This window comes from Neobacillus sp. PS3-34, assembly GCF_030915465.1.
Classification (GTDB): domain Bacteria; phylum Bacillota; class Bacilli; order Bacillales; family Cytobacillaceae; genus Neobacillus_A.
The window spans coordinates 1,906,881-1,920,337 of record NZ_CP133267.1; the positions used below are offsets into that span (position 1 = coordinate 1,906,881).

Annotated in this window: 10 protein-coding genes, 4 pseudogenes and 1 riboswitch; of the genes and pseudogenes, 3 read left to right on the top strand and 11 right to left on the bottom strand. The window is 41.4% G+C overall.

Annotated elements, in window-relative coordinates; translation table 11 throughout:
* Positions 1 to 13: 13 nt before the first annotated feature.
* Positions 14 to 196: riboswitch (Lysine riboswitch) on the top strand.
* Positions 197 to 278: 82 nt separating this feature from the next.
* From RCG23_RS09790 to RCG23_RS09800, 3 genes and pseudogenes are all read left to right on the top strand, one after another.
* Positions 279 to 1,057 (top strand): annotated as a pseudogene (locus RCG23_RS09790) (ABC transporter substrate-binding protein).
* Positions 1,058 to 1,136: 79 nt separating this feature from the next.
* Positions 1,137 to 1,820 (top strand): amino acid ABC transporter permease, encoded by a 684-nt coding sequence (locus tag RCG23_RS09795; RefSeq protein ID WP_308179553.1) that lies wholly within the window; start codon positions 1,137 to 1,139, stop codon positions 1,818 to 1,820.
* Positions 1,817 to 2,539, top strand: coding sequence for an amino acid ABC transporter ATP-binding protein (locus RCG23_RS09800; RefSeq protein WP_308179554.1), 723 nt, complete (start codon positions 1,817 to 1,819; stop codon positions 2,537 to 2,539). Before RCG23_RS09795 ends, RCG23_RS09800 begins: the two co-directional genes overlap by 4 nt.
* Before the next feature lie 199 nt (positions 2,540 to 2,738).
* On the opposite strand, the gene RCG23_RS09805 is transcribed toward RCG23_RS09800, so the two are convergent.
* From RCG23_RS09805 to RCG23_RS09855, 11 genes and pseudogenes are all read right to left on the bottom strand, one after another.
* A complete protein-coding gene (locus RCG23_RS09805; protein WP_308179555.1) occupies positions 2,739 to 3,446 on the bottom strand; it encodes a M48 family metallopeptidase in 708 nt (235 codons plus the stop codon).
* 28 nt (positions 3,447 to 3,474) lie between these two features.
* Positions 3,475 to 3,972 (bottom strand): YehS family protein, encoded by a 498-nt coding sequence (locus RCG23_RS09810; protein WP_308179556.1) that lies wholly within the window; start codon positions 3,970 to 3,972, stop codon positions 3,475 to 3,477.
* A 21-nt stretch (positions 3,973 to 3,993) separates the two neighbouring features.
* Positions 3,994 to 5,367 (bottom strand): 23S rRNA (uracil(1939)-C(5))-methyltransferase RlmD, encoded by a 1,374-nt coding sequence (rlmD, locus tag RCG23_RS09815; protein WP_308179557.1) that lies wholly within the window; start codon positions 5,365 to 5,367, stop codon positions 3,994 to 3,996.
* A 155-nt stretch (positions 5,368 to 5,522) separates the two neighbouring features.
* Positions 5,523 to 6,985 (bottom strand): annotated as a pseudogene (locus RCG23_RS09820) (nicotinate phosphoribosyltransferase).
* A gap of 63 nt (positions 6,986 to 7,048) precedes the next feature.
* Positions 7,049 to 7,600 (bottom strand): cysteine hydrolase family protein, encoded by a 552-nt coding sequence (locus tag RCG23_RS09825; protein WP_308179558.1) that lies wholly within the window; start codon positions 7,598 to 7,600, stop codon positions 7,049 to 7,051.
* Between the two features lie 213 nt (positions 7,601 to 7,813).
* Positions 7,814 to 8,766 (bottom strand): annotated as a pseudogene (locus RCG23_RS09830) (diacylglycerol kinase).
* Positions 8,767 to 9,379: 613 nt separating this feature from the next.
* Positions 9,380 to 10,303: a hypothetical protein gene (locus RCG23_RS09835; protein WP_308179559.1), complete on the bottom strand. Its 924-nt coding sequence runs from the start codon at positions 10,301 to 10,303 to the stop codon at positions 9,380 to 9,382.
* A 100-nt stretch (positions 10,304 to 10,403) separates the two neighbouring features.
* Positions 10,404 to 11,475 (bottom strand): annotated as a pseudogene (locus RCG23_RS09840) (hypothetical protein).
* Entirely contained in the window at positions 11,472 to 11,978 is a 507-nt protein-coding gene (locus tag RCG23_RS09845) for a hypothetical protein (RefSeq protein WP_308179560.1), read from the bottom strand. The pseudogene RCG23_RS09840 and the gene RCG23_RS09845 overlap by 4 nt, the downstream one beginning before the upstream one ends.
* Before the next feature lie 28 nt (positions 11,979 to 12,006).
* Positions 12,007 to 12,492 (bottom strand): RNA polymerase sigma factor, encoded by a 486-nt coding sequence (locus RCG23_RS09850; RefSeq protein WP_308179561.1) that lies wholly within the window; start codon positions 12,490 to 12,492, stop codon positions 12,007 to 12,009.
* A gap of 439 nt (positions 12,493 to 12,931) precedes the next feature.
* The gene (locus RCG23_RS09855) at positions 12,932 to 13,444 is read right to left on the bottom strand and encodes a DUF3231 family protein (RefSeq protein WP_308179562.1); all 513 of its coding nucleotides are present in this window, start codon (positions 13,442 to 13,444) and stop codon (positions 12,932 to 12,934) included.
* Positions 13,445 to 13,457 lie beyond the last annotated feature (13 nt).

Consider the following 13,457-nt stretch of genomic DNA (forward strand, 5'->3'; position numbering starts at 1 on the left):
TTTCAAGCATTTGAGATGGGGTAGAGGTCGCGATTTATAATAGTATCCTATTAGAGATTCAGATGAAATCTATGAAAATAGGAAAAAGGATAAATCGCCGAAGCTTTTGAAATCACTGTTTTCAGAAGGCTGGGTCTGTACTCGAATAGGGGCAGAACTGTCACAATTCCCTGAATTGTGGAGAACTATCTTTTTTCAAAGCTTATGGATGAGGGTGTATGGGCACCGTCTTATTTAACATAGACGGTGCTTTTTTATTTTAAAAAGGGGGATACATCATGAAAAGACTTATCGTTTTGCTCGTCGCTTCTTTGCTTTTGGTTTTATCTGCCTGCGGAAGCAAGGAAAGCAGTACAAAGGACGGAAATTTAAATTTAGTAAAAGAAGGCTCGCTTACATTTGCGATGAGTGGACTTTATCCACCATTAAACTTTAAAAAAGATGGAAAGTTAACGGGGTTTGACGCAGAAATCGGCACCGAAATTGCGAAAAGAATTGGTCTTAAAGCCAACCCTGTAACAAATCCATGGGAAACAATCATCCAGGGATTAAAAGCGAATAAATATGATGCAATTATCGGAAGTATGACTGCAACACCAGAGCGTGATAAGCAAGTCGACTTTACCAATCCATATTATTTATCTGGAGCACAAATTTTTGTAGCTGAAAACAATAATGATATTCAATCCAAAGAAGACTTAAAAGGAAAAACGATCGGCGTCATTCAATCCAGCACATGGAAGGATATGGCAGAAAAATTATCAGACACGGTAAAAGGCTATCCTTCCGATGTAAACGCACTTCAGGATCTTGCACTCGGCCGATTGGATGCCGTCATTACTGATAAAATTGTTGGAGTAAATGCAAAGAATGAAAAAGGCTTAAAAATCAAAGCCGTTGGTGATTTACTAAATGAAGACCGTGTAAGTGTGGCTGTCCCGGAAGGTGAAAAAAACTTGTTGAAAAAATCAACAAGGCTATAAAAGAGATGCAGGATGATGGTACTTACGAAAAAATAAGTAAAAAATGGTTCAATGAAAATATTATGGAAAAGTAATTATCTATTTCTTTAAAAAAATTGCGTAAGCTCCCCTGTAAGGGGCTTACGTTTTTCTTAAATGGAGGTTGATGAGATCATGAGTTTTTTGCAAAATATCACAGGAATCCTCAGTGAACATGGGATTGCCTTCCTGAAAGCCTCTTGGACGACGATATCCATCACAGCCATTTCCCTGGTCTTTGCGCTGATTATTGGAATTATTTTTGCAAGTTTTAAAATTTCCTCTATTAAACTTCTTAACTGGATTTCTGACACCTATATTGGAATCATACGTGGGACTCCGTTAATTGTTCAGCTTATGTTCCTGTATTATGGATTAGCCAATATGCTGACTTTGGATAGTTTCACCGCAGGTGCATTAGCTTTAAGTATCCATACAGGTGCATATATAGCTGAAATTTTCAGGGGTGCGGTTCAATCGATTGACCAAGGGCAGATGGAAGCCGCAAGGTCCCTAGGTATGCCCTATCACCTTGCTATGAGAAAAGTCATTTTTCCACAGGCCTTTAAAAGAGCGATTCCGCCTCTTGGCAACCAGTTCATTATCAGTTTGAAGGATTCTTCACTCGTTGCGTATATTTCTGTAACAGACTTATATAACACTGCCCTTAGTGTTCAGGGCGAAAACTATATGCCATTTGAAACCTATTTTGTCGTAGGGCTATATTACTTGATTATCGTGTTAATCTTTACCTGGTTTACTAACCGGCTTGAGAAAAAACTGGATGTAAGCAAGCCAAAGGAGGCACTAGTGGCATGATCAAAGTGAAAAATCTATCCAAGTCCTTTGGAAGCCTTCAAGTCTTAAAGAATATTGATTTAGAAGTAAGCGAAAGAGAAGTTGTTGTTTTAATCGGTGCAAGCGGCTCAGGAAAAAGTACTCTTCTTCGCTGTTTAAACTTTTTAGAAACTGCAGATGGCGGGGATATTATCATCGAAGGCGAAGCTATCCATCCGGCTAAAGTGAACCTTAATAAGATAAGGGAAAAGGTCGGTATGGTGTTCCAGCATTTCAATTTATTCCCCCACATGACAGTTTTGGAAAATATCATTTCAGCACCCGTCAATGTAAAAGGGAAATCCAAGGAGGATGCAAGTTCAAAGGCAAAGGAACTTCTTAGAAAAGTGGGATTACAGGATAAAGCGAATTTTTATCCTGAGCAATTATCCGGCGGACAAAAGCAAAGGGTAGCCATTGCAAGAGCATTGGCAATGGAACCCAAAGTAATGCTTTTTGATGAGCCAACGTCTGCATTGGATCCTGAACTTGTAGGTGAGGTACTGCAAGTTATGAAGGATTTAGCACATGAAGGAATGACGATGGTCATTGTGACACATGAAATGGGCTTTGCGAAAGAAGTTGCAAACCGAATCGTTATGCTAGCCGACGGAAATATAATCGAAGAAGGATCTCCTGACGAAATTTTTAACCATCCACAGCACGAGCGGACCCAAAGGTTCCTAAACCAGATTTTATAAAAAATTTCCATGTTGAGAACTTCATTAACCCTAATATTTACCAGACAAGAAGGCAACTCCCATTCGGGTTAGTTGCCTTCTTTTAATACTATTTTTGCGACTGCCGGTTGACGTTTATAATAGAAAACACGGATTCACTCTTCACACAGTGATGACAACTTTTCCTTGAAAACAGCAATGCTTCCTATGATGCTAACTACTAAACAGTCATTTTCCAACTTGATATTGCTAACCAGTTTTCCTGTTCCTTATAATCGGGCATTATTTTTCCAACAAGGCGCCAGAAGGATCGGTCATGATTCAGATGGATCATATGGCACATTTCGTGAACGACTACGTAGTCGATCACCTTCAGTGGTGCCATTGCCAGCCTCCAATTAAATGTTAACTGCAGTTTTGAATCACAGGTTCCCCAGGTAGTTTTACTATCTGAAATTCGGATAGAACGTGGTTTAACTTTAAAGTTGCTTTTATAGGACTGGATACTCTTCTCCACTAAAGCTTTACACTGCTGATAATAGTATCGTTTTAAAGCTTGCTTTATTTTTTCATCCTCAAGTTGTTTCACATATATATGCAGCTTTTCTCCTTCAAACACTACATAGTCTTGTGTGATGTTTATATCTTGATGGATCTGTATGGGATAGGTGTTTCCTAAATAAAGAAAGCTTTCACCATGCTCATAGACCTTCTCCTGTGGCCCAAGCAGTCTATCCTTCTTTTCTTTTGATTTTTGTTGAATCAAATCCCATTTGTCTTCTAATAATTGAAGCACGCTTTCATCGGGTGTTCCTTTAGGAGCATGGACTTCAACATTTCCATAGACGTCTATATATATGCCCGTAGATGTCCGTTTTTTGTATTTTATTTCAAAACTAATTGTCTCTCCTGAGTAGGTATGTATCATTTCGTCACCTTAGGATCCTTTATTGCCGTTATCCCCTGTATTTGATTGCTAGTCCCTTTAAAAAGTTCCTCGCGAACTTATCTCCACACTCTTTATAATTCTTATGGCCTTCTTTTCTTAATAAAGCGCCCAGTTCTCCTTTTGTTACCGTGATTCCTGCCTTTTCGAATATATCCAGCATATCCTCAGTAGTTAACGATAAGGCTATTTTCACTTTCTTTAACAGGAGATTATTAACGTTTGCGCTTTTCTTTAAAGACGTTTCTGGTGTATCAGGCTGTCCTGGTTTTGGATCTTGTTTCCCTCTTTTAAAAACAATAAAGCCATTTAAAAATGAATCGAACATACTATTATTGCATTTTATTTGATCGTCATTTTCAGCCTCATCATCATCTGATCTTGTTAGGATCTTTATCACTTCAGGCACTGTTACTTCCACGCCCCCAAGTTTAAATATCTCTGCCATTTCTTTATTTTTTATTTCTAAAGCATATCTTAATCGAATTAATATATCATTATTATCCATCAAAAAACCTCCTACAATAATTTATTTAATCAATTCTATCAACGCACAGCACTCAACGTGCGTTGTTTGAGGAAACATATCCACCGGCTGGACTTCGACCGTCTTATAGCCGCCATCCTCGAGTATGCGCAGATCCCTCGCCAGTGTTGCCGGGTTGCAGGAAACGTAGACAACCTTCTTTGGTCTCATTTCGATAATGGTGTTCAGCAGGCGCTCATCACAGCCTTTGCGTGGCGGGTCAACAACGAGTACATCTGCATTATTACCTTCCTTATACCATTTTGGTATAACCGTTTCCGCTTCCCCGACCGCAAACTCCGCGTTTGTGATTCCGTTCAGCTCGGCATTGCGTTTGGCATCCTCAATTGCTTCCGGTACGATCTCAACTCCAAAAACCTTTCGTGCTTTTTGAGCGAGAAACAGAGAGATTGTTCCGATTCCGCAATATGCATCAATTACGTTTTCTTCCCCGCTTAAATCGGCATACTCCAATGCTTTCTCATACAGCACCTTTGTTTGGTCGGGATTAACCTGATAAAAGGAACGTGCAGAAATCGCAAATTTTACATCTCCAATATAGTCATAAATAACTTCATTTCCCCATAGCAGTTTCGTTTTGTCTCCTAAAATAACATTAGTCCGTTTGGAATTAACGTTATGGACAATTGACTTCACTTGAGGAAGACTAGCGATAATTTGCTCAACAAGCTTTTCTTTAAAAGGAATTTCACCTGTTCTCGTAACCAGGACGACCATGAGCTCTCCGGTTGTCTTTCCGTAACGGGCCATGATGTGGCGGATGACCCCTTTATGCGATTCTTCTTGATAGGCAGGAATTCTCAATTCGCTGCAGATTTCCTTCACCGTTTGCACCGCTTCATTGATTTCCGGAAGCTGGATCAGGCTTTCATTCGTATCGACAATTTCATGTGTACGCTGTTTAAAAAAGCCAGCAATGAGCTTTCCATCTTTTTCACCGACTGGCACCTGTGCCTTATTCCTGTAATGCCACGGATGTTCCATCCCCAATATCGTATGGACCTTTACATCCTCCAGCTTTCCGATGCGGGTGAGCACCTGTCTTACCATGTTTTCCTTATACTTTAACTGGCCTTCATAGCTGATATGCTCAATCTGACAGCCTCCGTATTTATGTGCATCCTGTTTAGCGATATCCACACGAAAATGGCTTCTTTCAAGGATTTCAATCAATTTCCCGATTGCATAGCCTTTATTGGTCTTAATTACTTTAATTTTTGCTTTTTCCTCCGGCAGTCCGCCCTGAACAAAAATCGGGTAGCCGTCCACTTTTGCCACACCCGCACCATCATGGGTCAAATCTTCAAATACTGCTTCTATATAATCGTTTTTTTGAACCGGTATTGTTTTGCTCATATTCTACTTCCTTTGCTCCGTTTTGGATAACAGGATTGTAACATAAAGCCATGATCATTGCGAAACGAACCCACGATTAAACCTGCTAGAATCTACTTTTTGAAAAAGAGTCTCAGAAACATAGCAAAAGACGCCCGTTATGGACGCCTCTTTATCTACTCTTTCATCGCATCTACTTTTTCTTTCACTTCTTCAATATTCCGCATCTTGTTATCCCAGCACTTTTGGCTAAGATCGACTGGGTAATCTTCAGGATTCATCGTGCGCTTGTACTCATCCCAGAGCGAATTAAGATTTGCCTTTAAGTATTCTCTAGATTCCTCTAGGCAAGGAATTTCATAAACAAGTTCGCCATCGACAAAAATATCCTCATGAAGCTCTCTTGCAGTAAAATTGGTGACCACCTTGTTGATGTAAGTGTGCGTTGGGTGGAACATGCGCAGGCGTTTTTCCGGCAGCACTTCGTCCTCCATTGCAATATAATCCCCTTCTGCATGGTGGTTCACGTTATTGATGATCCGGTAAATCTTTTTCAATCCTGGTGTGGTGACTTTTTCCGGATTGGAGGAAATCTTAATAGTATCTTCCATTTCCCCATTATTATTTTCAATTGAAACCAGTTTATAAACAGCTCCAAGGGCAGCCTGATCGTAAGCGGTAATCAGCTTTGTACCGACACCCCAGCTGTCGATTTTCGCACCCTGAGATTTCAGGTTGATAATGGTATATTCATCCAAATCACTTGAGGCTACAATTTTTGCATCCTTAAAGCCCGCTTTATCAAGAATCTTTCGTGCTTCTTTTGAGAGATAGGCAAGGTCCCCGCTATCGAGGCGGATTCCTTTGAAATTGATTTTATCGCCCATTTCCTTTGCCACTTTAATTGCATTTTCAACTCCGGAGCGAAGCGTGTCATAAGTATCAACCAGGAACACACAGTCTTTGTGCGTTTCAGCATATTTCCTGAAGGCCTGATATTCGTCCTTGTACGCCTGGACCATCGCATGGGCATGTGTACCGGAGACAGGAATGTTAAACAGTTTTCCTGCTCTTACGTTGCTTGTTGCTTCAAAGCCTGCGAGAAAGGCTGCTCTTGTTCCCCAAATCGCTGCGTCCATTTCCTGGGCACGCCTTGTTCCGAATTCCATCGCGACTTCGTTTCCAACGACCTGCTTAATTCGGGACGCTTTTGTCGCAATTAATGTTTGATAGTTCACAATGTTTAACAGAGCTGTTTCGACCAGCTGCGCTTCAGCAAGTGGTGCTTCGACACGAAGAATCGGCTCATTTCCAAAAACGAGCTCGCCTTCCCTCATGGATCTGATTTTGCCGGTAAAATGCAGTCCTTTTAAATACTCTAAAAAGTCTTCCTTATATCCTAGTTCATTTTTTAAATAATCAATGTCATCTTCCGTGAACCGGAATTCTTTAATATATTGAATGGCCTTTTCAAGCCTGCGAATACGGCATAGCCGTTACCAAACGGCAGTTTCCGGAAAAAAAGTTCAAAGACGGCCTTTTTATTATGGACTCCGTCTCTCCAATACGTTTCGACCATATTGATCTGGTATAAATCCGTATGAAGAGCTAAACTGTCGTCTGAATAAATATGTTTCATGACTAACCTCCAAAATACTCTACAGGTTTTCCAACATTATTATCAATTCTACCATTTTTAAATCTATTTAACCACCGCGCCAAGCGTTTGTTCAAAATGCCCAAGTGCCCAAGCATGCCCGTTTTGGTTAAATGATGCCACAGCATCCCGATAGACGACGATTTTAAAACCTTTATTATAGGCATCTACAGCTGTATGAAGCACACAAATATCGGTGCAAACACCAACTAGATGGACCTCAGTAATCCCCCGCTCACGGAGTTTGGTTTCAAGATCCGTTCCAGCAAAAGCTGAATATCTTGTTTTATCCATATATACTACATTTGAAACATGCTTGTTAGCTTCAAAAACTGAATTCAGTTCTCCGAATAAGTCACGGCCTTTTGTCCCTCTAATATTATGCGGGGGAAATAGCTTCGTTTCCGGATGGTATTCGTCCCCTTGATCATGTACATCAATTGCAAAAACAGTATAATCTCCGTTTTTAATAAACTCTTCTGTCAGCTCGGTAATTTTTTTTTCTATCGCTTGTCCTGGCTCACCGCATGTTAATGCCCCGTTATCCGCCACAAAATCGTAAGTATAATCAATGTTGATCAAAGCACGTTTTTCCATCCCACTCGCCCCTTTACAGGAATCTGTCTTGATAGCTGTCATTATAACATTTTTTTCTCTATCGAACACAAAATATCCTTTAGGTAGAAGATCTGACTCATTAACTGTCCAGGGATTGTAGACGGGTATTTTCCTAGATTGGGCTTAGGGTTTAAAGTTTACATAAAAAACCCGCTTACCTATTTGGCAAGCAGGCTTCGTAAATATTCAAAATCAGCTATACCTCATTCCAGGAACCCAATCCGTCGGCTTATCGAGTGGACGGATTTTATCAATCGGAACGAAGACCTCTAAATGGCGGTATAAATTTTCAAACTCTGAAGGAAGCAGGCCGCCAAATTCCCCATCAAGGTTAATCTGCAACTTATCTGGTGAGGTGACTTTGATCCGGTTTGCCTGAGTGTAAATGACACTTTCGTCATTCACGTGTTCACCGCGAATCGCTAGCGTTGCAATACGGATAAAGTCGGCCAGATTTGTCTTTTTCACAATCAGCAATGAGAATAAACCATCGTTAATGGACGCATCAGGTGCCAATTTTTCAAATCCACCTATGGAGTTGGTCAATCCGACGAGAAACAGCATCGCTTCGCCTTCAAACAACTTTCCATCATATTCGATCCTGACTTGCGTTGCCTTGATCGATGGCAGCATTTCCATGCCTTTCAAATAGTAGGCAAGCTGGCCGAGCATTGTTTTAAGCTTGCTCGGTACCTCATATGTAAGTTCCGTAATCTGGCCCCGCCGGCAATATTAATAAAATGCTTATCGTTGATTCTGCCGATATCAACAGGGATCGTGTCGCCTTTAACAATGATCTCCACAGCACCATCAATATCCCTTGGGATCTGCAGTGCGCGTGCAAAGTCATTTGTGGTACCCATCGGGATAATTCCCAGACGAGGGCGGTATTCCTGTTCTGCCAATCCATTTACAACCTCATGGATCGTACCGTCCCCACCTGCTGCTATCAAAAGGTCATAGCGGCGTTCAACTGCAATTTTTGCAGCTTTGGTGGCATCTCCGGCACCGATAGTCGCATGGCATGAAGTTTCATAACCGGCTTCCTCGAGCTTTTGCAGCACCTCAGGAAGATTCTTTTTAAAAGCTTCACGTCCAGATGTTGGATTATAAATTATTCTTGCTCTTTTCATTTTCATCATCATCCTATAATTGAAATCAAATTTTCGCTTTCCACGGATGTCTGGTCACTTACAATATTCTACCAATTAACATCATATCTCAAAGGATACCTTCCCGCAATGCTTTCCAAGCCATAAAGTATAGTGTTTCCCTTAAAATACCGTCTATAATCATAACGCTTTTTTTTCTTTTTGCAAAAACAAAAGGCGCAAGCGCCCTCGGAACAAGCAAAACCCGCTTGTTCCTGCGAAGCTTATTCTCCTAGAAGCCTTCCTTAGTGGTTAGCCCCGACAGGCATAAGAAGAATCACGCAGTCATCCTCGGAAAAGCTATCGCTTTTCCTTCGTGCGATGCGGATGCCTCGAAAAGGCTATCGCCTTTTCTTCGTTCGATGCATATGCTGCCGAAGCGTTCCTTGTCCTGATTTCTGGAGTGATTTGGCTTATGACCCTGAACTGCTCAAAGCATCACCTAAAGGTCATGCTTTGAGCAAGATATTCGAAGAAGCACTCTCTAAGATGAAAACTGGCTGGGCGTTGGAGCTAGACTAATACAACTAGTGAGAAGCTATCCAAATCATTCAATTTTATTATTTCTTAGACGAAAATAAAGCGGGCCGAATAAACGGCCCTAGAATCACTCTTCAATATTCAAGCTGACATTGGAAGTGTTGGCAATGCTCAGAAGATGCTTGCCCTCCCCTTTTTGGTATGTAGCGTTTTTAAATCCCGAATAATTTCCTTGTGCATCAGGCTTCTCTTCCGTCACCTTCCAGGCGCCATCCTTGCCCTGTACATCCTGTACGCCAGCCGCAGAAATTTTCAAATCGCTGTTCTTCCCAACTTGAACCACCAGGGATGAAGCTCCATTAACGCTCCAATCGTTCATGATTTCTCTTGGCTTTAAGGTGATCGGGTTTTCATTGCCAATGATTTCAACGGTTACATCTTTGGGAACGAGAATGGTTGCCGCAATCGTGCTGTAAGAATCGAACGGACCCATCTCGCTCGGCAATGACTTAACATTTAAATAGAGCGTGTCACCCTTTTGATTAGCGTAAATATAATCTTCTGTTTTGCTGATCAGCTTATTTCTTTTAGCTGTTTGAGCCCGATAGGTGCCGAACATGGACACGGCATTTTCGGAGGTACCTTCAATCGTTAAAGGATAGTCTACAGTCCTCACGACCACTCTTTTAACACTGCTGTCTAATTTATAGTCAAATCCAGGCAATTCAGATGTACGCTCCTCCCGCGCCATCACTTCCTGTACCTTGCCCAAAAGCCCTGTCGAATTAAAAATGACAAACGCGATTCCGACTGTCCCCAGCAAGCCGATAAAAAAGATGCTAAGGAAATCGTATTTTAAAAAGTGCTTTTCCTGTTTTGATAAAATTAAATAAATTAAGATCTCTGCGCCGAGCACAACCAGAATGGCTGGCCACCATGACATCATTACATTTGAAAGATCTAAGCCGATCACCCTTGAAAAAAGAAGGAAAATACCGAGGAGGAGTAGAGATGCTCCCATGGAAAAAGTTCCGACACGCCACGTTCTCATTCTGTCACTCCCTTTTCTTTAGCTTGCTTTTTATTAAGCCAGCCAAGAGCAGCACCTATTAAAATGGCTCCGGCTATCGCTGGTCCCCAGATTTGTTTTTTCATCCTGATTCTTCCCCTCTCTTGGACTTGCTGCCAGATAACAGTTTAATGCCTCCTCCAATCAGCAGAACACATACAATTCCAGATTGCAGATAGGTTTGCATCCAAAATGCAAGATCGATATCAATCATTCTTGAAATCATTGGCGCAAAGACAGGAACGATAATATTTGTGAATAAATAGTAAAGTCCCATTAAAACAAGCCCGATTCCGACCCATTTCTGATGATTGATTAAATAGGAAATAATCGGCATGTCTTCGAGCGGTTCATCACCATAGCGTGATGTTTTTTGCAGGCCGTTGAAGAAGCTGTAAAACCAGATTATCGGTATTAAAAACAAGAAAATCCCTAGACGCAAAATATCCAGAATATAAATCGAGAAAAGAAATGCTGCCATCAATTGCAATCCGCGCCGCTGCAGCCCAAGGTATAAATGTCCTGCTCCTGGGAAAATCGATAGGAATGTAGCAATCGATTTGCTCTTCTTGCCGTCCTCCCTTCTCATTTCAAAATCCTCAAAAATGGTGCGGTCAACCAGCTGCTCTCCACGCTGTTTTTTGTTCAATTGCTGAATGCTATCAAAAAACCCGTATACCCAAATGATCGGCAGGACAGCCAGGAATACAAGAAATTCACCACGGTTGGTCAGAACCGATACAAAAAACACCATTACACCAAGCCCCAAAAATGCAGCAAGCATCGTCAATCCACGGTTCATTAAGCCGAGCTGGAAGCTGGCGAAGCCCTGGAACAAACGAAAGAATAATCGTATAAAAACGCTCCGATTCCTGACTCTGTTGGACTGGATCATCACCCGCTTCTGCCAGTGCTGATTTTTTCCTGGCATTTTGAACGGCCATATCAATGAAGCTTGCAATGTAGAAAACCGCTCCCAAAAGGAACGCCACAACTCCAACCTCTCCTGTGTTATTCAAGAAAAGCAGAAATGAAAACAGTAATGCTCCTAGCGTAGCAAACAAATAAAACAATCCGCGAATAATCCTTCCGCTATAAATATGGCCGAGGCCAGGAAATATGGATAGTGTTAATGCTGCGGTAGAATTTTTCATTTAGTATCAACCCCCTTATTTTCTAATGAATCCATCCATGCAAATGTTTTATTAATGACTCCATCTGTAACAGAGTGTTGTTTTTTCTCAATTTCCTTACTTTCAACCCGGTCCGTAAAGCGGGCAATCGATGTGAACACCCCTGAAAGCATGAGCAGGATTGTTACTGCTGCCGCCAAAAAGTAATGGAATACCTCCTGCTGATAAAAAGTTTTCTGTTTCTTACATGCATTCGATAAAATTAATTGTTTTTTCTTGGATTTATATTCTAATACCGAAACTGGATTCTCCTTTATCGCCAAAATTCCAGCCATTACGGAGTCGTTAAAAGCACTTTCATTTGATAGAACTGGAAGCGAGTTTTCGCAAAGCTCAACAGCGTTTAAATAGCTCTCAAGGCATGGCCCGCAATCATAGAGATGGCTTTCCATTGCTTCACGGCTTTCTTCATCCACTTCATCTTTCACATACCTCAGCCATTCGATATCTGAAAAATGCTTCATAAAAAATCGCCCTCCTTCCAATTCTTTTTCATCCAATTCCTCGCCGGTAAAGCTTTGTTTCAATCGTTTTTATTTGAACATTCTGTTCATCTGCCATTTGCTGATAGCTTTTTTCTGCTATGTAAAAACCGTAAATCACATCACGGTAGTTATCCGGCAGTTCGTCTAGTTTATCTCGGACCTGCTTCCGCCTGTCGTTATCGAATAGCTCATTTTCAATGCTGTCCTTCGAGGTTCCAAAAGCCTGCTGCTCTATTGCTTCAATGATGTCCTCTCTCCTTCGGGCTGTTTTTCGCTTCGTATCAATGGCATGGTTAACGGCAATCCTTGTGATCCATGTTTTAAAGCCCTGATTTTCATAGCGGGAGAGAGACGTGTAGATTTTCATGAATACTTCTTGGGCTGCATCCTCGGCTTCCTTTTCGTCGCGTAATACAGCAAAAACAGTCCGGAACACATCATTGCGGTATTTTTCGACTAATAGACGGAACGCATGGTCATTGCCTTCAAGCACCTTTTGTATTAAAGCCAGGTCGCTAATGTCTCTCCCCCTTTCTTTTCTCTGTCTGTCACATGAATAGACGCTTTATTTTTGAAAATCCCTACACTTTTTTCAAAATTTTTTTGTACAAGATTAATCCTGAGGAAAAAGGCCGGCATTTCGCTGGGTTTTCGAATAAACAGCGCCACCTTTTCAAATAATCTCCCGGCTTTAAGCGTTCTTCTCGCGCGTTTACACTTTTATTTCGCGGAATTTTACGATAATCTCGCGCATTTTAACTATAATCTCGCCAGAATGATCCATTATTTCGTGGGCTCATTCTTTAGACCCCTGATGTGGAGAAATTTTTTTCTCCAAAAAAATCCGCCGATCCACTAATCGGCGGAAGTACTAATATTAATAAAGCTGTCTAAGCGAATTATTTTTAGACTTTGCTTTCACTATTAAAAAATTATTCTTTACCAGGTGAATTCAAGTGTAATGGAGGAGGGATTAACCAGCCTTTTTCTTTATTGAGCTTTAAAAATTTTGCTCCCAGCATGGCCTTTGCATTATGGAACTGCCCAAACATCATGGCAACGTCTTCACGGATTGATTGTCCAATGATTGTACTGCATGCAACTAATCCTGCAGCAATATCCATGGATACGGCTGCGCTTATTTCAGGATCTGCAAAACGGGCTCCTACCGGGATACTTTCCAAATCAGCTGAAGGGCGCTCTGGGGGTGTTGGCGGAAACCCTACACCATTTACCTTTAACAATTCCTCTGTTTGGCTGATTTCCTGCGTTAGCCCCTGGATGGCATCTTCAATCAATTTCTTGAGGTCCCCATCTCCTGTATGATTCAAATACGTTTGATAGCCAGCTTTAAAGCCTTTTGCCGCGGTAAGAAAACTCCAAACCCCAAATACTTCTCCGTAATGCAGCGGCTCATTTTGCGGATTTCCACTCAAAATACCCATAAACACACTCCTT

What these genes read in the sequence shown, in the direction of transcription:
- RCG23_RS09800 (WP_308179554.1), top strand. Translation starts at nt 1,817, where the DNA reads ATGATCAAAGTGAAAAATCTATCCAAGTCCTTTGGAAGCCTTCAAGTC.
- rlmD (WP_308179557.1), bottom strand. Translation starts at nt 5,367, where the DNA reads ATGAGCAAAACAATACCGGTTCAAAAAAACGATTATATAGAAGCAGTA.
- RCG23_RS09845 (WP_308179560.1), bottom strand. Translation starts at nt 11,978, where the DNA reads ATGAAGCATTTTTCAGATATCGAATGGCTGAGGTATGTGAAAGATGAA.
- RCG23_RS09835 (WP_308179559.1), bottom strand. Translation starts at nt 10,303, where the DNA reads ATGAGAACGTGGCGTGTCGGAACTTTTTCCATGGGAGCATCTCTACTC.
- RCG23_RS09855 (WP_308179562.1), bottom strand. Translation starts at nt 13,444, where the DNA reads ATGGGTATTTTGAGTGGAAATCCGCAAAATGAGCCGCTGCATTACGGA.
- RCG23_RS09810 (WP_308179556.1), bottom strand. Translation starts at nt 3,972, where the DNA reads ATGGATAATAATGATATATTAATTCGATTAAGATATGCTTTAGAAATA.
- RCG23_RS09805 (WP_308179555.1), bottom strand. Translation starts at nt 3,446, where the DNA reads ATGATACATACCTACTCAGGAGAGACAATTAGTTTTGAAATAAAATAC.
- RCG23_RS09825 (WP_308179558.1), bottom strand. Translation starts at nt 7,600, where the DNA reads ATGGAAAAACGTGCTTTGATCAACATTGATTATACTTACGATTTTGTG.
- RCG23_RS09795 (WP_308179553.1), top strand. Translation starts at nt 1,137, where the DNA reads ATGAGTTTTTTGCAAAATATCACAGGAATCCTCAGTGAACATGGGATT.